Source organism: Hymenobacter pini, from assembly GCF_020421205.1.
Classification (GTDB): domain Bacteria; phylum Bacteroidota; class Bacteroidia; order Cytophagales; family Hymenobacteraceae; genus Hymenobacter; species Hymenobacter pini.
The window spans coordinates 810,153-830,863 of the sequence record NZ_JAIZZH010000002.1; the positions used below are offsets into that span (position 1 = coordinate 810,153).

The window sequence follows — 20,711 nt, forward strand, 5'->3', positions numbered from 1 at the left end:
ACGTCTGAACGAGTATCGTTGCAACGTAAAAGGTCCTTCGTCCTCGCTTGGTGCGCGACATGCTCAGGATGACAGAAAAGATGGAGACAGACAAAGCAAAACCGACGGCCGAAGCAGGGCTCCAACCGTCGGTTCAATTTCTTAATAACCGGGGTTCTGGCTCAGATTGGCGCTGATGTTCCGGTCCCGCTCGGCCTGCGGAATGGGCAGCAGCAGGTTTTTCTGGGTGAGGCCGGTGACGAAGGCGCCGTTGAGGCGGGTGGCACGCTCAATGAGCGTGCCGGTGCGCACCAGCGTAATGCGGCGCTGCTCCTCCCCAATCAGCTCCCGGGCCCGCTCATCCAGAATGAAGTTCAGGTCAATCTGGCTGGCGGTTACCTGGGCAGCCTGGGCCCGGGTGCGCAGCACGTTGATGCTGGTAGCCGCATCCGCGAGCTTGCCCTGCTTGAACTGCGCCTCGGCCAGCAGCAGGTAGGTTTCGCCCAGGCGCATCATCGGCAGGTCCTTGATGGTACCAAAGCCGAAGGTGTCGGTGGGGTCAAACTGGTTCCACTTGGTGGTGTAGGGCGTGATGTAGAAGATGGTATCCGAGCCCTTGAGGCCGGTTACCGGCTTGCCGAACGTGGCCGGACGCGAGGCATCATTGTAGTAAAACTTGCGCTTGAGGTTGTACTTGGAGTTGCGCATATCCGGGCCCGAGTTGTAGAGGCGGTAATCCACCCAGTTGCTCAGGCGCAGGCGGGCCAGCCCCCGGCCGCCCAGGGAGTCGGCCAGGGCCATGCCGGGCACGTTGTAGTAGGCCGGTACCCACACGCGGCGCTGCTGGGCGCTGGTAGTGCCGCCCGGAATCAGCAGCTGCTGCTCAATGCCCCAGATCAGCTCGGTGTTGCCCTGGCTGCGGCGCTGGTTGCCCACAATGAACATGTCGGAGAAGTAGTCACCGGGCTGGCTCGACTTCACCCCGTAGCGGGCCCGGATGAGCTGGTACACGTTGCTGTTGATCAGGTCCCGCAGCACCTGCTCGGCCAGGGCCGGCTTGTTGTCGCGCAGGTACACTTCCCCCAGCAGCTGCTGGGCAGCGCCCCGCGAAATCCGCCCCGAAATAACCCGGTTGCCGGGCAGCATGCTCGGAATGGCCGTGGTCAGATCATTGATGATGAAGGCGTTGATATCGGCTACCGGCGTACGCGTGAAGTCCGTGCGGGGCGAGGTAACGGGCTTGTCCACCAGGGGCACGTCGCCCCACAGCGTAGCCAGAAAGTTATAGGCGTAGGCGCGGAAGAAACGGGCCTCGGCGCTGATGCGGTTCTTGTAGCCCTGGCGCACCGTGGAAGGGGCCGTGGCCGCGCCGTCAATAATCTGGTTGGCGTTGTTGATGGTGCGGTAGGCCCAGCTCCAGAAAATTTCCGAGCCCCGGTCCTGGGCCGTAAGCTGGTTGTAGTTGTAGTAAGGCACTTCCACGCCCTGCACCTGCCCGGGCATGGCCACGTCGGTGCCCAGCTGCATGATGCTGATCAGCCCCTGCTGGTCGGAGTGGGTGTACTGCTCCCGCACCACCGACTGCAGGCCGGCCATGGCCGCCTCAAAACCCAGGGAGTCGGTAAGGACGGTTTGCGGGGTGTACAGGGACTTGGGGGTTTCGTCGAGGTATTCTTTGTCGCAGGAGCTAAGCACCTGAGCCAGGCCCAGCAAGCTGGCAGTGGCTAGTAAAATGCGTTTCATCGGTCGTCAGAGGGAATGCAAGGGTGGGAATTAGCGCAGGGTCACGTTCAGACCCAGCACGTAGCTGGCCGAGTTGGGGAAGTTGGGCGTACCGCCGTCCACGTTGCCCGTGCCGTTGCCCAGGGTGTAGTTCTGCTCGGGGTCGTAGCCAACCCACTTGGTCCAGGTGTAGAGGTTGCGGCCCGAGGCGTAGGCCGACACGCCGCCCAGCTTGAGACGCTCGGTGAGGCCGGCCGGCAGCGTGTAGCTCAGCGTCACGTCCTTGAGGCGGGTGAAGCTGGCGTTGCTGGGGTAGCCGTAGCCGCGGGGGTTGTAGTAGTTCAGGCCGGGGCGGTCCTGGCGGGCGTTATCAGGGGTCCAGTAGCCCACTTCCCGCGGGGTGTTCAGGCGGCCGCCCAAGTCCACCAGGTTCAGGGTGGGGTTGTTCTTGAGCACGCCCTGCACCGTTTGCAGGAACACGCGCAGACTCAGGCCCTTCCAGGTGAAGGTGTTGGTGAGGCCCGCCGTGTATTTGGGCTGCGTAGAGCCCTGGTACTGCCGGTCGAGGGAGGTGATTTTGCCGTCCCCGTCGAGGTCCGCAAACTTCAGGTCGCCGGGCTTGGCGCCGGGGTCCAGGGAGGCAGCATCCTCCCCTACCTGCCACACGCCCACCATGCGGTAGTCGTAGATGGCACCCAGGGGCTTGCCAATGAAGCGGCGGTTGCCAATATCATCGGTGCCGTTGCCGTACAGCTCCAGCACTTTGTTGCGAATCACCGACAGGTTACCGTTGGATTCCCAGGTGAAGTTGGCGGCCCGCACGTTGGTGGTGGCCAGCGTCAGCTCCACGCCTTTGTTCTGCACCCGCCCAATGTTGTCGAGAATGGTGCCGTAGCCGGTGATAATCGGAATTTGACGGGCCAGCAGCAGGTCCTTGGTTTTGGCATCGAAGTACTCCACCGTACCCGTGATGCGGTTATTCAGGACACCGAAGTCCACCGCGTAGTTGGTGCTGGTGGTTTGCTCCCACTTCAGGTTGGTGTTACCGATGTTGTTGGCCCGCAGCCCCACGGCCGTTACGCCGCCGTAGGCGTACTGCAGCAGGGCGTTGCCGGTGATAGTGCCGTAGGGCCCGATGCCTTCGTTACCGGTAGTACCGTAGCTAAAGCGCAGCTTCAGCTGGTTCAGCATCGAGTTACCGCGCAGGAAACCTTCGTTGGCCACGTTCCAGCCCAGAGCTACCGAGGGGAAAACGGCGTATTTATCGGCATTGGCCCCGAACACCGACGAACCGTCGCGGCGGGCCGTGGCCGTAAACAGGTAGCGCGAGTCGTAGGAGTAGTTCAGGCGGCCCATCTGCGACACCAGGGCCCGCCGCTCACTGTAGGAGCTGATGGTGGGCGGGTTGGAACCCGAGCCGATGCTGTTGAACCCGATCTGGTCGTTGATGAAGCCCGACGCGTTTTCGGTGGTCGTGAAGTAGGTGTTCTGCTGAGCGCTGTACAGAGCCGTCACATCGAAGTGGTGCTTGTCGATGTCGTGGTTGTAAATCAGCAGGTTTTCAATCGTGTAGTTGTGCCGCTCGTCGTTGGTCATGGTGGCCCCGCCGCGCAGGTTACCAAACTGCCGACCCTCGTAGTAAGCGTAGCGGTACGGCCGGTACGAGTACGTGCCGTTGATGCGGTATTTCAACCCTTTCAGGAAGGTGGGCTGCACCTCGGCGTAGGCCGTGCCGGTGAGCTGGTTCACGCGGCTTTCCCGGGTGGTAGTCAGGCCGCCCAACGGGTTTTTGATGAGCTGTTCCGGGGGCTGCGGGAAGATGGTGTAGGTGCCATCGGCGTTGTACACGTTGCCGTAGGGGCTGGCTACCTGGGCCAGGCCCAGGTCCACGCGGCCGCCGTCGTCGTTGTTGCGCGAGAAGAACGAGGAGGTACCCACCGTCAGCCAGGGCGTCAGGTTGGCGTCGACGTTGGTGCGCAGGCTCACGCGGCCAAACTGGTAGCCGCGCAGCACCCCGCGCTGCTTGAAGTAATCCGCCGACACGAAGTACTTGATGTCGTTGGTACCACCCGAGAAGGACAGGTTGTGGTCCTGCAGGTAGCCCTGCTGGCTTACCAGGTCCATCCAGTCCACGGTGCGGTTGTTGTTGTAGTTGTCCAGTTCGCCGGTGTTGGGCACGGGCGTCACGTTGATGCCGCGCTGCCGGGCAAACTCCTGGTATTTAGCCGAGTAGGCCGGCCCATCGAGCGGGTGCAGGCGGGTCACCAGATTCTCGAAGCCCGCGTAGCCGTTGTAGCGAATCTGGGGCTTACCGGTTTTGCCCCGCTTGGTGGTGATGAGAATAACCCCGTTGGAGCCCCGCGTACCGTAGATGGCCGTGGAGGAAGCATCCTTCAGAATCTCAATGGAGGCAATGTCGTTGGGGTTGATGTCGTTGAAGTTGCCCGGGAACGGCAGACCGTCCACCACCAGATACGGGTCGGTGTTGGCCGTAATGGAGCGCACCCCCCGAATCTGAATGCGCGGCTGGGCACCGGGCAGGTTGGAGCCCCCCGTGATGGTCACGCCCGCCACCGCGCCCTGCAGGGCCTGGGCCACGTTGGCCACCGGCAGCTTCTCCAGGCGGTCCTGAGGCACCGACACCACGGAACCGGTTACGTCAGAGCGTTTCTGGGTACCGTAGCCCACTACTACTACCTCGTCGAGAGCTTTGGCATCGGGCTGCAGGCGGATGCTCAGGCTGCTGCGGCCGTTCACCGGAATTTCCTGGGCCGCAAACCCGATGGACGACACCAGCAGCACCGCGTTGCCGTCGGGCAGGCGCAGGCTGAATTTGCCATCGGCATCAGTGCTGGCCCCGGTGGCAGTGCCTTTCACCACCACGGTAGCACCGGGCAGCGGCTGGCCGTTATTATCAGTCACGGTACCCGTTACCGTAACTTCTGGCGCTGGCTCGCGGGTGGGCAGCGCGGCGGCCGACCCGGGGGCGGCAACGGCCAGAGCGGCGGGGAGGGGAGCCAGGGCGCCGTACAGGAGTAAATGTTTTACCCTCATAGATGCATGGGTTGTGGGGGCCGGTGGGCCGAGTGGGAAAAAGGTGTGTAGAAGGCGAGTGAAGTCGGCGGAAGGCCAGGGCGGGCGGTGTGGGAACACTAGCCCCGGCAAGCCCCGCTGATACTGCTGAAAATCAGTTGATCAGCTGTCAAATGTATTGGGCTTAGTATCCGAACTGCGGGCGTTTTCTAGGCAATAAGCGGGGCCTAATTCGCCGGCTGCTGGTTCCTTAAGTGGTTTCTCAGGATTTCGTAAGTAAGGCCTTACTTCTTTGAGCACAAGGACCCTGCGCTGACACCTGAACCAGCGCCTACGCCCCTATTGCCCCGCCGACTTAGCGCCGAGTTGGGCGAAGAAGTCCAGGTTCCAGCGGTCCAGCCACTCAATGGTGGGCTGCCCCTGCCGGAACTGAACCGGCAGCCACAAGTAGCGGCTATCCTTCAGGTCCTTGGGGTTCCACCGGTCGGCCAGGAAGATGAATGAGCCCGGCCGCCCCGGGGCCGGCAGCACGTAGGTTGACTGCCCCCCAAAGGTTTTCTGGGCATTGGGCCCGCGCATGGGGTCGCCCAGTTCCTGCCAGGGCCCGAACAGGGTATCGGCGACGTGCAGCGTGGCCTGGTTGGGGTCCCAGCCGGTGCAGCCGCTGGTGATGAGGTAATACTTGCCGCCGGTTTTGAACACGGCCGGAGCCTCGCGGTGGTTGCTGAACAGCAGGGTATCCTGCTTAGTGGCGGTCAGAAAATCATCCGAGAGCCGGGCAATGCGCAGGTCGTAGTTTTCCCGGGCCGAGTAGATATGGTAGGCCCGGCCGTCATCGTCGAGGTACAGGCTCATGTCGCGCGACATGTGGCCGTTGGGCCGGAAGCTGCTCACGTAGCGGAAGGGGCCGGTGGGTTTGTCGGCCACGGCTACCCCGGCGCGGGCGGCACTGTAGCCCTTGCCCTTTAGCTCCAGGTGAAACCACATCACATACTTACCGGTCTTCTTATTGAAGAGTACCTTGGGCCGCTCCATCAGGCAGCCCTGCTCAATGTCGTGGCCGGGCTGGGTGCTGGGCTGCAGGGCCACGCCCTCGTAGCGCCAGTTGTAGAGGTCCCGGGAAGAGTACACCGTCACGCCTTCTTCCTGCTGCTGGGCGCGCTTCTCCCCGTACCAGTAGTACGTTTTGCCTACCCGCAGCACGCCGCCGCCGTGGGCGTTGATGAGGTTGCCGTCGGTATCGTGCCACTGCTCGCCGGGGCGAAAGGCCGTGTGTTTCACGTTGGCGCCGACAGCAACGGCGGGAGCAGCCGGAGCCTGGGCCAGGGCTACGCCGCTCCATAAACTCAGGCAAACGGCGGCTAGGTGGGTACGCATGGTGGCAGGGAGTAGTAAAACGCCAAACTCCTGTAGCAAAGAGCTATGCAGGCCGGCAGAACAAGTAGGCAGTTCGAGACTCTGGGAGCACCTGAGCCGCCTTGCTACCCTAAAAGTAGCCGGCCGCTTCCCCCGCGAATGGGGGGGATTTTAGGCGAATTAGGGGGGTGTATTTTGGCGTAGGCGCTTTCGGCCGCCGGGAGCTTCCTGGGCTGGTTGGCAGGGGGGAGTAATTCGCGGACAGAATGTTATTTTCGTAGCCACAGCTCCTCCGCAGGGCTTGTGCATTGGTCCGGACCGACTGCTTTGCTCTGGTTCCTTATTTCTTCTGCCGCCCCACCCCCACTCATTCGTGACGTTCCCGCTTCCCACCAAATGGCCCCTTGCCGGCCCGCTACTTTGTCTGCTACTGCTCCTGCTGCCCGCGGCGGTATGGGCCCAGAACACGGCCCCGGAAGACTTCCGCTTTGAGCACCTCACCGTCGACCAGGGACTGTCGCACAGCGACGCCATGGCCGTGGCCCAGGACCGGTCGGGCTTTATTTGGGTGGGCACCAACCGGGGCCTCGACCGGTACGACGGCTACAACCTAAAGCAGTACGTGCTGCCCGTAAACCCGCGCAAAGGCGTTACGGCCAACCGCATCCAGGTGCTGCACGTGGCCCCCGATGGCCGGCTGTGGGCCGGTACCGAGCGGGCCGGCCTCAGCCGCTACGATGCCGCCGCCGACCAGCTGCTGAACCTCGACGAAACCACTGGCCCCGAGCGGCTGCGGCCCCTGCTGCAGAAGCTTGCCCGCGTCAGCGTTTCGGCGCTGGCCTCCGATAAGCGCGGCCGGCTGTGGATAGGCACTCAGAACGACGGGGTATTTGTGCTGACCTTCGACAAGCAGGGCGCCCTTACCGACCTTACCCAACTGGCTCCGCTCACGCCCTCGGCCCAGGACCAGCTGCAGGTAACCAGCCTGGCCGCCGACGTGGAGGGCAAGCTGTGGATTGGCACCCTGAACGGCGGCCTGCGGGTGGTGCGCCCGGAAAGCACCCGCCTCACGGCCGAAGCTACCGAGCTGACGGCCCCCGTACGGGCCCTGCACCTGGACCGCCGCGGCGACTTATGGGTGGGCACCGGTCAGCAGGTGTACTGGGTAGCCGCGGCCAACCGCCGCACCGTGCGCCGCCTCACCGAGCATCCCCAGAACCTCACGTATCCGCAGCTCCAGTCCTTGCTACTGGATTCGTTCGGGCGGCTGTGGGTGGGCACCATCTACGGGCTATATATCTGGGAGGCCGGGGCCGTTACGGGCACTACCCCGCCCCTGCGCCCGGCTCCGCCTACCCTGCTGCTACCCGAGGACGGGGAGCCGTTCAAGATCAACTCAGAGCGCGTCCACCAGATTTTTGAGGACCGCAACCAGATTGTATGGCTGTGCGCCTCGGCGGGCGGCCTCAATAAAGTGGACCTGCGGCAGAAGCCCTTCGGGCGGTTGCGGCGGCAGTTGGGCGGGCAGTCATCGTTGTCCAATAACTACGTAAACACGCTGTATAAGGAAGAGGCGCGGAATATCCTCTGGTTTGGCACCCGCAACGGCGTAGCCGCCTACGACCTGACCCGGCGCACGTTCCGCAACTACCTCAACCAGGAGAAAAACAGCACCACCCGCGGGGTCGATGTGGCCAATATTTTCCAGAGCAGCAACGGCACGCTCTGGTTTGGCACCCGGGGCTACGGCCTGGCCAGCCTAGTGCGGCGGGGCGGCCAAGATAAGCTCACCACCATGCGCCTGCTACCCAACGGCACCGACCTGGGCCGGGCCGGGGTGGAAAGCATGGCCGAGGACCGGTTTGGCACGCTGTGGGTGGGCACGTTCACCTCGGGCCTGGTGCGCCTCACCCCCGAGGGTAAAGTACTGAGCACCTACCGCGCCGGCAAAACCGGCCTGCCCACCAACCACTTCACCTATCTGCTCTACGACCGGCAGCGCGACGTGCTGTGGGCCAGCACCACCGATGCGGGCCTGCTGAAGCTGCGCCCCACCGCCGACTCGCTGCAGGTGCTGCGCCAGTTCCGCACCGACCCCACCGGCCGTACCAAGGGCCTCACCGTAAACTACGTGTGGCCGCTGCTGCTCGACCGGGAAGAAAACCTGTGGATGGGCACCATCGGTGGGGGTCTGCACCGCCTCAGCACCGATGCTCAAGGCCGAGAAACCGTGCAGAGCTACCGCAAATACCTGCCCGAAACCGACGTAGAGAGCATTCTGGCTGATGACGAGGGCCACCTCTGGATTGGGGGCACCGGCCTGTACCGCTTCACGCCCGGCACCCGCCAGTACCTGCGCTACGACGTGGCGGATGGTCTACAGAGCAACGCCTTCAAGATTGGCTCGGCGGCCCGGTCCCAGGATGGCACTTTGTATTTCGGCGGTGTCAACGGCATCAGCTACTTCCAGCCCCACACTATTCAACCCAACCCCTACCCGCCCGTGGTGCAGATTACGGGCCTGCGCATTGCCAACCAGCCGGTGGCTGTGGGCCAGGAGTTCAACGGCCGCGTGGTGCTGCAGCAGCCGCTTTCCAAGCCGCAAACCGTCACCATCAAGGCCTCGGAAAACGACTTTTCGGTGGAGTTTGTGGGACTGAACTACGCCAACCCCCAGAAAAACCGCTACGCTTACCGGCTGGTGGGTTACAACCAGAACTGGGTGTACCCCGTCAGCGGGCAGCGTACGGCTTCCTTTGCCAACCTGCCGGCCGGGCACTACACCTTCGAGGTGAAAGCCAGCAACGGGGAGGGCGTGTGGTCGAAACAGGTGGCGGCTATGCAGTTTGATGTGCGCGCGCCCTGGTACAAAACTTGGTGGGCCTACGTGCTCTATGGGGTAGTTGTAGTGGGCGGCGTGCTGCTGTACCGTCGCAACGAGATGGCCCAGCAGGAGCTGCAGAACCGCCTGGCGCTGGAGCAGTTCCAGAAGCAGAAGGAGAAAGAAGTAACCGACCTGAAGCTGGGCTTCTTCACCAACGTCTCGCACGAGCTACGCACCCCGCTCACGCTCATTCTGGGGCCCATGGAGGAGATTATGCGCAGCACCGGCCCGGTGCAGGACTTGCGCGGCAAGGTGAACCTGATGCACCAGCAGGCCCGCAAGCTGCTGGAACTGGTGAATCAGCTGCTGGACTTCCGCAAGGTGGAAACCGGCAACGTGCCCCTGCGCGCCGTGCCCGGCGACGTTACCCGCTTCCTGACCGACATCTACGCCATTTTCCGGCTGAAAGCCCAGGAGCGGGCCGTGCAGTACGTGCTGGACGTGCCCAGTGAGCCGGTGCAGCTGTACTTCGACCGAAGCAAGCTGGAAATCATCCTCACCAACCTGCTGGCCAACGCCTTCAAGTACACCCGCGACAAAGGCCGGGTGGAGCTGTCGGCCACCATCATTGGCAGCCCCGGCGGGGAGGCCGTGTACACCGGCGAGCAGCTCACGGGCAACTACCTCAAAATCAACGTCAGCGACACGGGCGTGGGCATCAAGGCCAATGAGCTGGAGCGCATCTTCGACCCCTACTACCAGGCCTCGCACACCAACACCCTGCGCATGACGGGTACCGGCATTGGCCTCTCGCTGGCCCGGCAGTTTGCCGAGCGCCACGGCGGGCAGCTCACTGTGGCCAGCACCGTAGATGTGGGCACGTCCTTCGAGCTGCGCCTGCCGTTTGGCCAGCAGCACCTGCGCCCCGAGGATATTCAGCCCGATACCGACGAGGCCACGCCCGTGCAAATCGACGAGGAGCAGCTGCTCACGCCGCTGGAAGAAACCGACCTGCCGGCCTCGGCCCCGGTGCATGCGGGCCCGCCCCGCCTGCTGGTGGTGGAAGACAACGACGAGGTACGACAGTATCTGCAGCAGCTGTTCGAGGGTGACTATATAGTGAGCACCGCCGAGGACGGCCTAGTGGGCTGGGACAAAGCCTTGCACCAGCTGCCCGACCTGATTATCTCGGACGTGATGATGCCTCGCAGCGACGGGTTGGAGCTGTGCCAGCGCGTGAAGCAGCACCCCAAAACGGCCCACATTCCGGTGCTGCTGCTCACGGCCCGCACCGCCGAAACCCACCAGTTGGAGGGCTTAGGCATGGGGGCCGATGATTACATGAACAAGCCCTTCAACCCCACGCTATTGCAGGCCAAGGCTGAAACTATGCTCCGCAACCGTCGCAAGCTGCACGAGTTCTACCAGCGGCAGATTTTGCTGGAGCCCACCGAAATTGTGGTGGCCGATGCCGACCGGGAGTTCCTGGAATCAGCTATGGCCATTGTAGAGCAGAACCTGGAAAACCCGGAGTTCAGCGTGCAGGTGCTGGTGCGCGAAATTGGCATGAGTCAATCGGTGCTATACCGGCGCATCAAGAGCATCACGGGCCAAACGGTTATCGAGTTTATCCGGGACGTGCGCATGAAGCGAGCTGCCCAGCTGCTGGCCCACACCCAGATGCGCGTGTCGGAAGTGGCCTTCCAGGTGGGCATCGAGAATGCCAAGTACTTCCGCACCACCTTCCAGAAGATTTTCGGCGTGGCCCCGTCGGAGTACGCCAAGCAGCACCGCCAGCGCCGCGAACCAGCCTCTCCCACCGAGTAGTATACACAAGGAGTTTCTACTCGGCGGGGAAGGCTGGTTTGCGGTTAGTTAGCGTTTACTTTGCAGAAGCCTCGGCGGGTATGGATTGGGGTTGGGCGGCGGGTTGCTGCAGGAAACTCAGCACCAGTTCCAGCACCTTGGCCGGCTTCTCCTCAAACATATAGTGCCCACTATCAAGAATCCCAACTACCTCTACATTCTCCGCCATGTATGGCAGGCTCATGCGCAGGTAGCCGTACGATACGCAGCTCCCGATGCCCAGCACCGGCATGGTGAGGCGGCTGTACGTGGCGGCATCGGCAATATCCTGGTTGAAGGCCTGGTACCAAGCGTTGGCCGCGCGGATGCTCTCGGGCTGGTCGTAGTGGGCGGCGTACACCGCCCGCTCGAACTCCGACATGTGGCTGTCGTCGAGCATCACGTAGGGGAACAGGTAGTCCAGCAGGTAGCGGAACCGCCCGGTCAGCAGCTGCTCCGGCAAGTGCTTCACCTGGTTCAGAGCCATCCACCACGCGTACGGCTGCTGCCCGTCCATTTTCTCCCCGAACGCGCCGGGGCTAGGCAGCAACGGCATTTGTCGCATCCCTTCGCTGGGGTGAGCCCCATCGGCCAGAATTAATTTCTCAGTAGCCTCCGGGTAATTGAACCCGAAGCTGGCGGCCACCATGCCGCCAATATCGTGGCCTAGCAGCGAGGCCCTGGTAATGCCTAGGTGGCGTAGCAGCCCGTGCACGTCCTGGGCCATCGTTTTTTTATCGTAGCCGGTGGCCGGCTTGTCTGAGCTGCCCATGCCCCGGATATCAAGGATGATGACGCGGTGGTGCCGGGCCAGCTCGGCGGCAACGGGGTGGTAGGAATACCAGGTTTGGGGCCAGCCCGGCAGGCATACCAGCACCGGGCCCTGGCCGCCCTCCACGTAGTGCAGCCGCACCCCGTTCACGGTGGCGTAGTGGTTGGTGAAGCCGGGTAGTTGTTTGATCAGTTCCTCATCGGAGTAGGCCGCGGGAATGGCAGAAAGCGTGTGCATGTACTTGTATATGAGGGTGAATCCGCTGCCAACCGGAGGCAGCCGGAACTACCCCAAAGGTCAGCGGCGGCCCCGCGGCACCACGCCCAATTCTTGCGCACTACTTGTCGATTCTTGCTCTTTTAGATTGCTCTACCCCCGCTGGTACGCCCGGGGGCTCTGGCCCACGGCCCGCTTGAAGGCCGCCGCAAAGTGCGCCGGCGAGGCAAAGCCCAGCGCATCGCCAATGGCCGCTACCGGCAGCGCGCCGGCCCGCAGCAACTCCCGGGCCCGCCGGATTTTCCACTCCAGCACGTATTGGTAGGGCGAGCGGCCGGTGGTGTGCTTGAAGCGCCGGGCGAAGTGAAACACGCTCAGGTTGGCCAGTTCCGCCAGCACCTCCAGCCGAACGGGTTGCTCGGCGTGGGCTTCCAGGTAGTCGTCCAGCCGGGCCAGCACCGCGGCGGGCAGCCCAGTCACGGCTTTGCCAGCCAGCTGCCGCTCAAACGAAGCGTAGTGCTGGATAAGATGGTAGCTGAAAGCGGTTATCAGCGACTCGGCGTAGAGCTGCCCCAGCGCGTGCGGTTGGCTGGCCGCCGTCAGCAAACTCACGCCCACCTGGGCCAGCAATCCATCCTCGCACCGAAACCGCTCGTGCAGGGAAAAATACCGGAGGTCCAGGTCGCGGCGGGCCCGGGTTTCCAAGGCGGCGGCATCCAGATTCACCTGCACAATGTCCACCGGTCCGTCCCAGCCGAAAGCCCCGTATTCGCCACCCGGGTAGATGCCCACATCCCCGCTCCGAAACTGGTCGACCTCTAACCGGGGTCCGGTCTGGCGGCTGTTGATGATGGGCTCGTTGCCCTGGTGTATCAGCACGAGGTGCTGCTCGTGGGCGTGGGCCGGCAGCGTCATGGCCTCCAGCTGAAACCGCTCCACCCGCACTCCCGGCCAGGCCAGCTCCGCACTGTTGACCAGCGCCGGGCGCTCATATAGCTCTGAGGTGTAGGTGTAGCGAGATGGTGCCTGCATGATGCAAGTAACGGCGAAAGGCTGAAAATGATGGGGCGAAAGTCAGCCACTGGAAGCAGGCGCTACTTCAACGTCCGACTAACCCATGAGCTGCCCCAGCCACTGTATGTTCCTTCGCAATCTGTATTCACCGGCTCGTGCCGGCCTGATAAACTGACGATTACCTGTAACGGCGTGCTCTTGCAGGAAAAGGGCTTACAGGCTACCGACGAATCTACCCCTGCACTTTCCTTAAAAAAGCCCCCGGTTCCGGGGGCTGCGTCTGCTACTATTGCTAGTGAATTTGTGGGTTCTTTGGATCAAGTAGTCCACTGACCGATTAACTGGGTATGCAACGACGTTCTTTCCTCACGGGTCTGGGAGCCGGAGTCTCGGTGCTGGCATTGCCGACGGCCGTTGCCGCTGCCGCTACCCTGTCCCCCGCCCCCAAACCCACCGACCGGGACTACTGGGTAGCTACGCTGCTGCGGGTGGCCGAACCGGTACTGACGGCCACCGCCCAGAACCAGCTGCGGGCCACCATGCCCGTGGAAACCGCCCCCGGTCATGAAGCCGGCCGCCGCCAGGTAACGCACCTGGAAGCCCTGGGCCGTACCCTGGCCGGCCTGGCCCCTTGGCTGGAGCTGGCCGACGTGCCCGCTGCGGAACGAGCCCAACAGCAGCGCTGCGCCGAGCTGGCCCGCCAGGCCGTTGCCAACGCCGTGAACCCGCAGGCTGCTGATTTCATGAACTTCACCCAGGGCGGACAGCCGGTGGTAGATGCCGCCTTTCTGGCCCACGCCCTGCTGCGGGCCCCTACCCAACTCTGGGAAAAGCTGCCCGAAACCACCAGGCAACAGCTCACGGCAGCCCTCCAGAGCACCCGTGTTATCAAGCCTTACTACAGCAATTGGCTCCTGTTCAGCGCCATAATTGAGGCCGCGCTGCTCCGTTTTACCGGCACCGGCGACCTGATGCGCATGGATTACGCCATCAAAGAGCACCAAACCTGGTACAAGGGTGACGGTACCTACGGCGACGGGCCCGACTACCACTGGGACTACTACAACAGCTACGTGATTCAGCCCATGCTGCTGGACGTGGTAGGCACGCTGGTGGCCGCGGGCAAGGAGAACAAGGAGCTGCTGGAGAAGCTGCAGGCCCGGGCCCGGCGCTATGCCGCCGTGCAGGAGCGCCTCATTGCCCCCGATGGCTCGTTTGCCGCCTTCGGCCGCTCCCTGGCTTACCGCTGCGGGGCTTTCCAACATTTGGCGCAGGCCTCGTTGCAGAAGCTGCTGCCCGAGGAGTTGCCGGCCGGGCAGGTGCGCAACGCCCTCACGGCCGTTATCCGCCGCACCCTGGAGGCCAAAGGTACTTTTGATGCGAAGGGCTGGCTGCAGATTGGGCTGTGCGGGCACCAGCCCGGTATCGGGGAGCAGTACATTTCCACGGGCAGCCTCTACCTCTGCACCACGGCGTTTCTGCCCCTGGGCCTGCCCGCCACCGATGCCTTCTGGAGCAGCCCGGCCCAACCCTGGACGGCCCAGCGCATCTGGTCGGGGCAGGACGTCAAAACCGACCACGCCTCCTAACGCCCACCTTTGGCTGTCTACCCGGCAGCCGAACCTAATCTGCTTTTCCCGATGAATATATCCGCCCTGTTGCTTCCTTTTACCGCCCTGTTGCTGGGTGCCCGCCCGGCTCCGGTGCAGCAAACCGTAACGGTGCGCAACCGCCTGCCGGTGGCCCGCGCTCAGGAAACCGTGAGCTTGCCGGTAAGCCAGCTCTCGAAGGCCATGCAGCAGCTGGGCCCCAACGGGCTGGTGGTGAAGGACGCGCAGAGCGGCGCGGTACTGGTCAGCCAATGGCTGGATTTGAACGCCGACGGCCGGCCCGAGGAGCTGCTATTCCAGACCGACGTGCCGGCCAAGGGCACCCGCCGGTTTGTGCTTACGGCCGGCACGCCCCCAGCGGCCTCGCCTACCCTCACCACCTTCGCCCGTTTCGTACCCGAGCGTACCGATGACTTTGCCTGGGAAAACGACCGGGTGGCCTTCCGCACCTACGGCCCCAACGCCCAGGAGCTCTTTGACCGCAAAGACCCCAACGGCACCCTCAGCAGCGGCATGGACTGCTGGCTGAAGCGCGTGCCCTACCCGATCATTGACAAGTGGTACGGCCGCCACGTGCACGATAAGCCCTTTGCCTACCACACTGATACCGGCGAGGGCTACGACCCCTACCACGTGGGCAGCAGCCGCGGCACCGGCGGCACCGGCGTGCTCGACGGGGATAAGCTGTACACCTCGCGGAACTTCACGGGCTACAAAGTGCTGGCCATGGGGCCCATCCGGACGGTGTTTGAGCTGACGTATGCCCCCTGGGATGCCAACGGCCGCCGCGTAACCGAAACTAAGCGCATCAGCCTGGACCTGGGCTCCAACCTCACCCGCTACGAGGAGCACGTATCGGCCAATAAGCCGTTGCCTAACCTCACCGTGGGCCTCACCCTGCACGAGCAGAAAGGCCAGGTGCAGGCCAACCCCAAAGCCGGCTGGGCCCGCTACTGGGAGAAAATCGACGAATCATACCTGGGCACCGGCGTGGTGGTAGCTCCCGGCTACCTCACCGATTACCAGGACCACCGCTCCACCCAGAAAGACCAGAGCCAGCTCTACCTCATCACTCGTCCCAGAGCCGACCAGGTAGTGTTTTACGCCGGGTTTGGCTGGCAGAAAAGCGGGCAGTTTGCCTCGCCCGAAGCCTGGGACGCCTACCTCTCCCATTTTGCAACCTGCCTGACCTCGCCCCTTACGGTTTCCGTAAAATAAACTGCCGCGCAGATTTTTCTCTTTTTCCCCTTCTCTTATGCAAGCCCTCGTTCACGCCATTGCCAGCGCCTTCACCGATGCTTTCGGCCACGATGCCGCCCTGCTGGTGCGCGCCCCCGGCCGCGTTAACCTCATCGGTGAGCACACTGATTACAATGGTGGTTTTGTGCTGCCCGCCGCCATCAACAAGGAAATTTTCTTCGCCGTGGCCCCCAACGACCTGGGCCGCATCCGGCTGGTTTCCTACGACAAGCAGGAGCGCCACGAGGTGGAGCTGACCGGCGAGCAGCTCACGCCCGGTCCGGTGCAGTGGGCCAACTACCTGCTGGGCGTAGCGGCGCAGTTTCAGAAGCGCGGCCTGGCCGTCCAGGGTTTCGACTGCGTGTTCGGCGGCACCATTCCAATGGGCGCGGGCCTGTCGTCGTCGGCGGCCGTGGAGTGCGGTTTGGCCTTTGCCCTGAACCAGCTGAACAACTACGGGCTGAACTCGCTGCAGCTGGCCCAGCTGGCCCAGAAGGCTGAGCACGAGTTTGCCGGCGTGCTGTGCGGGCTCATGGACCAGTTTGCCAGCATCATGAGCCGGGCCGGCCAGGTGGTGCGCCTCGACTGCCGCTCCCTGGAGTACGTGTACTTCCCCTTCGATACCCAGGCCGCCCAGGTGGTGCTGTGCAACTCCGGCGTGAAGCACAACCTCGCCGACTCGGAGTATAACGTGCGCCGCAGCCAGTGCGAGCGGGGCGTGGCGGTGCTGCGCCAGTACTACCCCACCATCCAAACCCTGCGCGACGTAACCCTGGCTCAGCTACAAAAGCACCAAGCCGAACTGGACGAGCTGACGTACCGCCGCTGCCGCTACGTAATCGAGGAAAACGAGCGGGTGCTGCGTGCCTGCGACTACCTCACGGCCGGCGACCTTACCTCCTTCGGCCAGCAGATGTACGCCTCCCACGCCGGCCTGCGCGACGACTACGAGGTGAGCTGCCCTGAGCTGGACGTACTGGTAGAAGCCGCCCGCGACCTGCCCGGCGTGTTTGGCTCCCGCATGATGGGCGGCGGCTTTGGCGGCTGCACCATCAACCTAGTGGCTCCCGAGCACGTGGAGGATTTCGTGACTGAAGTATCCCGGCGCTTCACCGCCCAGTATGGCCGTCCGCTGGAAACCTACCACGCCCACATTGTGGCGGGCGTGAGTGCCGTGCCCGCAACCGTTGGCGCTTAATTTCTGACTTGCTTTTTCTCTTTCGCTGTGGCTGAATTTGATCTGACCGAACACCCGCACCGCCGCTACAATCCGCTCACCGGCGAGTGGCTGCTGGTTTCCCCGCACCGCTCCAAGCGCCCTTGGCAGGGCCAGCAGGAGGCCACCGACGAGGCCGCCCGCCCCGCCCACGACCCCACCTGCTACCTCTGCCCCGGCAACGTGCGCGCCAACGGGGAGGTGAACCCCGACTACACCGGCACCTTCGTCTTCGACAACGACTTTGCCGCCCTGCTGGCCGATACACCCGTGGGCGAGGTCAACATTGGTGGGCTTTTGCGGGCCGAGGCCGAGTCGGGCGTAGGCCGGGTTATCTGCTTCTCCCCCCGCCACGATTTGACCTTGCCGGAAATGAGCCAGGAGGCTATCCGCGGGGTGGTGGACGTGTGGACCGCGCAGTTCCAGGAGCTGGGTGCCCGGCCGGATATCAACTACGTGCAAATCTTCGAGAACAAGGGCCAGGTAATGGGCTGCTCCAACCCCCACCCCCACGGCCAGATCTGGGCCCAGCGCACCGTGCCCGGCGAGCCGGCCAAGGAAACCCAGCAGCAAGCGGCCTATTTCCAGGAGCACGGCCGCAGCCTGCTTGCCGATTATCTGGCCCTGGAGCTGGAGCAGCAGCAGCGCGTGGTGCTGGAAAACGCGCACTGGGTAACGGTAGTGCCCTACTGGGCCATTTGGCCCTTCGAGACGCTGGTGCTGCCCCGCCGCCACGTGCAGGACCTGACCCAGCTCACCAACGAGGAGAAAGACGCCTTAGCGGATATGGTCCGCCAGCTCACCATCCGCTACGACAACCTGTTCCAAACCTCCTTCCCCTACTCCGCCGGCCTGCACCAGCGCCCCACCGACGGGCAGGAGCACCCAGAGTGGCACTTGCATATGCATTTCTACCCGCCGCTGCTGCGCTCAGCCACCGTACGCAAGTTCATGGTGGGCTACGAGCTGCTCGGCAACGCCCAGCGCGACATCACCCCCGAAGCCGCCGCCCAGCGCCTGCGCGAGCTGCCTAGCGTGCACTACAAAGCCGCCCGCCAGTAGCTCATCTGACTATCAGTAAAGTAAAAGGGAGCCGGAAATGAATTTCCGGCTCCCTTTTATTTCTACCCAATTACGCCTGCACGTCATTCCGAGCGGAGCCGAGGAATCTCGCGTGCTGACGCCTGAATACTCTGGCAACGTCAGCACGCGAGATTCCTCGGCTTCGCTCGGAATGACGTTCTTTTCGGGACTAGATAATGCTTCGGCAGTTCTAGAACGACTTGGTGAAATTGACTTTGATTTTCACCTGGAAGTCGCTGATGACCTTGAAGATTTCCTTGAGCGTGACCTGCTCTACCTGGGTGAGCTTTTTGGGGTCTAGGTAGTTGGTGGGGGCGGCGTGGTCGTTGATGAGCTGGCGGGCCTGTTTCTGCAGGCGCATGCCCATGAGGTAGTAGTAGGCCTGCAGCAGCTCCTGGTACTCCTGCTCCCGGAACACGCCCAACTCCCGCAGCCGGGCCAGCCGCTCGCCGGTATTGGTGAGGAACACCCGGTTTTGCAGGGCGTACACGCGCACCAGGTCCACGATGGGGGCCATGGCTTTTTTCAGATCGAACACCTGCTGCCCGTCCTGGGCGAAGGTGCGGAAGCCGCGGAAGAAGGTGAGCGGGGGCTCGTACTGCAGGGCGTTTTTGGCCATGTAGAACAGAAACCGCTCCAGGGGCTGGGCCAGCTCCTCGCGCAGAAAGCCCTGCAGCTCGTCAATCAGCGTGAAGTCGCCGTACAGGCCCCGGCAGTCAAAGAAAGTAGCCATCTGCATCACCGTTTCGGGGTTCGATTCGCTCATCCACTGCCGATAGTAGCCCTTCCAGTACGAGAGGGAGTGCGTCCACTTGGAATTTTTGGCCATGAAACCGCCCGTGCAGTAGTGCAGCCCAATGTGGTTCAGCTCATCCGACACGCGGGTGGCAAACCGCAGGAAATAGTCGCGCACCATGGTGCGCTGCTCGTTGGCCTTGTCCTCGTAGATGATGGCGTTGTCTTGGTCGGTGGCCAGGGTTTGCTCCTTGCGGCCCTCACTGCCCAGCACCATAAACACGAAGCGGGCCGGGGCCGGCCCCAGCTCGTCCAGGGCCTGTTCAATCACCTTCAGGGCAATGGTATCGGCCACGGTGGTGATTACCTGGTTCACGATGTCGGCCTTCACGCCCCGGCTCAGCAGTTGGTTCACAATGTCGGGCACCATCTCCCAGCGGCGCTTCAGCTCCCGGGTGCTCTGGGCCAGCTTCACGGCCTGAATGAACATAAACGGTGACTGGGCCAAATCCGCCAGCAGCTTATTGCGACTCAGAAAGCCCACGTACTCACCCAGGTTTTCCACCAGCAGGTAGCGGGTTTTGGTCTGGAACATCCGCAGCACGGCCTCGTACACAAAGGCATCCTGATTGATGCTCACCAGCGGGGTGGCGGCCACCTCGCCCACCGGCCCGCGGGCGTCGCGGCACTGGGCTAGTACGGCGTCGCGCAGGGTAATATCGGTGCAGTACCCGATGATGGGCCCGCCCGGCTCCTGCTCCACAAACAGGCAGCTCACCTTAGCGGCAGCCATGCGGCGGGCGGCTTCAAAAATAGGTTCCTGGCTGGCACAACGCACCAGCTCCCGCACTTCCAGGGTGCTGATACGGCGCGAAAACAGCTGGTCGGCCACCAGGAAATTCTGCTGGGGCGGCGAGTCGGGCTTCACGAAGTGGGCATACTCCTCATTGAGCATCCGCTCCCCGTACCGGGCCGTGAAGTAGGTAAAAAACGGCTCGTAGGCCAGGCACAGGGCCCGGAAGTCGCGGCGGGGCAGCTGCAGCACCCGCGTACCCTTCTGCACTACCACCGTGCGCAAGGAGCGTTTCTTGTTGAGCAGAATGGACATGCCCCCGTAGCAGGTACCCGGGCCGTACAGCTCGGGCAGGCGCTTGTGCTGCTCACTATCGAAGAAAAACGTTTCGTAGCCGCCTTCCACGATAATATCGAGGTGGCGCAGCTTAGTCACGTCCTGCTGGTACAGCAGCGTTTCGCGGGGGTGCTGCACTTCCGTCAACAACTCTCCCAGCCCACTCAGCACTTCCTCGGGCAGCAGGTTAAAGGGCGCAACGGTACGCAAAAAAGCGAGGCGGTTATCCATGCCAAAACAGGTAAAGCAGTACAAGCGCGCCCACTAGGCCCAGCACCCAGGGCCAGAGCGAAAAGCGCGGAGTGGTATCGGTCGGCTCCGTGAGCAGCGGCTGGCCATTAAGCACCGCATCCGGAATCAGCTGGCGGCGGCGCAGCTCAAAGAAGCACCGGGCCGTGGCTTCCGCATCCAGGCGCGCGTCGTGCAGGCGGGCCATGGGCTCCCGAAACAGCAGCTCGTGCAGCTCGCCCAACCGGAGCGGACGCCCGCCCGGGTGCAGGCCGGGGGCGGCGCTAAGCTGCATGGTGCAAAACTGCGGCAGGGCTGGCAGCGGGTTGGGCAAAGCCGCACGCCGCAGCGCAGCCCCCAGCACGTGAAAATCCAGCCGCAGAAAATGCCCTATCACCCGGGGCTGATAGCGGCGCAAATCGGCCAAAAAGGTATTAAGCACCTGGATGGGCTCTTGCCCGTGAGCGGCCAGAAAATCGGCCGTAAGCCCATGAATGGCCACCGACTGGGCGGGTAGCTCAGCTGCCGATATCGGCAGATACGCTTCAAATGCCTTCACCAGCTCGCCCGCTTCGGTGTACACCTGCCAGGCCACCTGCACTACCCGCGGCCACTCCCACTCCTCGCTGTAGGGGCGGTGCCAACGGGCGGGCAGGCCGGTGGTTTCGGTATCCACGAAGAGCAGGTACTTGCTGGTCATTGCAGAAGTT

General features: G+C 63.2%; 12 protein-coding genes. 5 read left to right on the forward strand and 7 right to left on the reverse strand.

Annotated elements, in window-relative coordinates:
- Window positions 1-141 precede the first annotated feature (141 nt).
- The 3 genes from LF252_RS10035 to LF252_RS10045 all read right to left on the reverse strand — a co-directional run bounded on the left by LF252_RS10035 (window position 142) and on the right by LF252_RS10045 (window position 6,111).
- Window positions 142-1,722, reverse strand: a complete 1,581-nt coding sequence (locus tag LF252_RS10035; RefSeq protein WP_226269445.1) for a RagB/SusD family nutrient uptake outer membrane protein — start codon at window positions 1,720-1,722, stop codon at window positions 142-144.
- A 30-nt stretch (window positions 1,723-1,752) separates the two neighbouring features.
- Window positions 1,753-4,755 (reverse strand): SusC/RagA family TonB-linked outer membrane protein, encoded by a 3,003-nt coding sequence (locus LF252_RS10040; protein ID WP_226269446.1) that lies wholly within the window; start codon window positions 4,753-4,755, stop codon window positions 1,753-1,755.
- A 318-nt stretch (window positions 4,756-5,073) separates the two neighbouring features.
- Window positions 5,074-6,111, reverse strand: a complete 1,038-nt coding sequence (locus tag LF252_RS10045) for a glycoside hydrolase family 43 protein (protein ID WP_226269447.1) — start codon at window positions 6,109-6,111, stop codon at window positions 5,074-5,076.
- Window positions 6,112-6,463: 352 nt separating this feature from the next.
- Between LF252_RS10045 and LF252_RS10050 the strand changes: the two genes are divergently transcribed.
- The gene (locus LF252_RS10050) at window positions 6,464-10,741 is read left to right on the forward strand and encodes a hybrid sensor histidine kinase/response regulator transcription factor (protein WP_226269448.1); all 4,278 of its coding nucleotides are present in this window, start codon (window positions 6,464-6,466) and stop codon (window positions 10,739-10,741) included.
- Between the two features lie 55 nt (window positions 10,742-10,796).
- On the opposite strand, the gene LF252_RS10055 is transcribed toward LF252_RS10050, so the two are convergent.
- Window positions 10,797-11,768, reverse strand: coding sequence for an alpha/beta fold hydrolase (locus LF252_RS10055; RefSeq protein WP_226269449.1), 972 nt, complete (start codon window positions 11,766-11,768; stop codon window positions 10,797-10,799).
- Window positions 11,769-11,900: 132 nt separating this feature from the next.
- Window positions 11,901-12,779 (reverse strand): helix-turn-helix transcriptional regulator, encoded by an 879-nt coding sequence (locus LF252_RS10060; protein WP_226269450.1) that lies wholly within the window; start codon window positions 12,777-12,779, stop codon window positions 11,901-11,903.
- A 329-nt stretch (window positions 12,780-13,108) separates the two neighbouring features.
- On the opposite strand from LF252_RS10060, the gene LF252_RS10065 reads away from it, so the two are divergent.
- From LF252_RS10065 to LF252_RS10080, 4 genes are read left to right on the forward strand one after another with little or no spacing between them, the layout of a single operon-like run.
- Window positions 13,109-14,350, forward strand: a complete 1,242-nt coding sequence (locus tag LF252_RS10065) for a DUF2264 domain-containing protein (protein ID WP_226269451.1) — start codon at window positions 13,109-13,111, stop codon at window positions 14,348-14,350.
- Window positions 14,351-14,401: 51 nt separating this feature from the next.
- Window positions 14,402-15,589, forward strand: coding sequence for a DUF4861 domain-containing protein (locus tag LF252_RS10070; RefSeq protein WP_226269452.1), 1,188 nt, complete (start codon window positions 14,402-14,404; stop codon window positions 15,587-15,589).
- 37 nt (window positions 15,590-15,626) lie between these two features.
- Window positions 15,627-16,808, forward strand: coding sequence for a galactokinase (gene galK, locus LF252_RS10075; protein ID WP_226269453.1), 1,182 nt, complete (start codon window positions 15,627-15,629; stop codon window positions 16,806-16,808).
- A gap of 27 nt (window positions 16,809-16,835) precedes the next feature.
- Entirely contained in the window at window positions 16,836-17,888 is a 1,053-nt protein-coding gene (locus LF252_RS10080) for a UDP-glucose--hexose-1-phosphate uridylyltransferase (protein ID WP_226269454.1), read from the forward strand.
- 211 nt (window positions 17,889-18,099) lie between these two features.
- Here LF252_RS10080 and LF252_RS10085 read toward each other — a convergent pair whose 3' ends face one another.
- Together LF252_RS10085 and LF252_RS10090 are read right to left on the reverse strand one after the other, a co-directional pair.
- Window positions 18,100-20,004, reverse strand: a complete 1,905-nt coding sequence (locus LF252_RS10085) for a DUF294 nucleotidyltransferase-like domain-containing protein (protein ID WP_226269455.1) — start codon at window positions 20,002-20,004, stop codon at window positions 18,100-18,102.
- Complete coding sequence (locus LF252_RS10090) at window positions 19,997-20,701, reverse strand: 3'-5' exonuclease (protein WP_226269456.1); 705 nt, start codon at window positions 20,699-20,701, stop codon at window positions 19,997-19,999. The genes LF252_RS10085 and LF252_RS10090 overlap by 8 nt, the downstream gene beginning before the upstream one ends.
- Window positions 20,702-20,711: the final 10 nt, after the last annotated feature.

Bases quoted from the DNA above. Each gene is read 5' to 3' on its own strand.
- LF252_RS10035 (WP_226269445.1), bottom strand. From the start codon at position 1,722: ATGAAACGCATTTTACTAGCCACTGCCAGCTTGCTGGGCCTGGCTCAG.
- LF252_RS10040 (WP_226269446.1), bottom strand. From the start codon at position 4,755: ATGAGGGTAAAACATTTACTCCTGTACGGCGCCCTGGCTCCCCTCCCC.
- LF252_RS10045 (WP_226269447.1), bottom strand. From the start codon at position 6,111: ATGCGTACCCACCTAGCCGCCGTTTGCCTGAGTTTATGGAGCGGCGTA.
- LF252_RS10055 (WP_226269449.1), bottom strand. From the start codon at position 11,768: ATGCACACGCTTTCTGCCATTCCCGCGGCCTACTCCGATGAGGAACTG.
- LF252_RS10060 (WP_226269450.1), bottom strand. From the start codon at position 12,779: ATGCAGGCACCATCTCGCTACACCTACACCTCAGAGCTATATGAGCGC.
- LF252_RS10065 (WP_226269451.1), top strand. From the start codon at position 13,109: ATGCAACGACGTTCTTTCCTCACGGGTCTGGGAGCCGGAGTCTCGGTG.
- LF252_RS10070 (WP_226269452.1), top strand. From the start codon at position 14,402: ATGAATATATCCGCCCTGTTGCTTCCTTTTACCGCCCTGTTGCTGGGT.
- galK (WP_226269453.1), top strand. From the start codon at position 15,627: ATGCAAGCCCTCGTTCACGCCATTGCCAGCGCCTTCACCGATGCTTTC.
- LF252_RS10085 (WP_226269455.1), bottom strand. From the start codon at position 20,004: ATGGATAACCGCCTCGCTTTTTTGCGTACCGTTGCGCCCTTTAACCTG.
- LF252_RS10090 (WP_226269456.1), bottom strand. From the start codon at position 20,701: ATGACCAGCAAGTACCTGCTCTTCGTGGATACCGAAACCACCGGCCTG.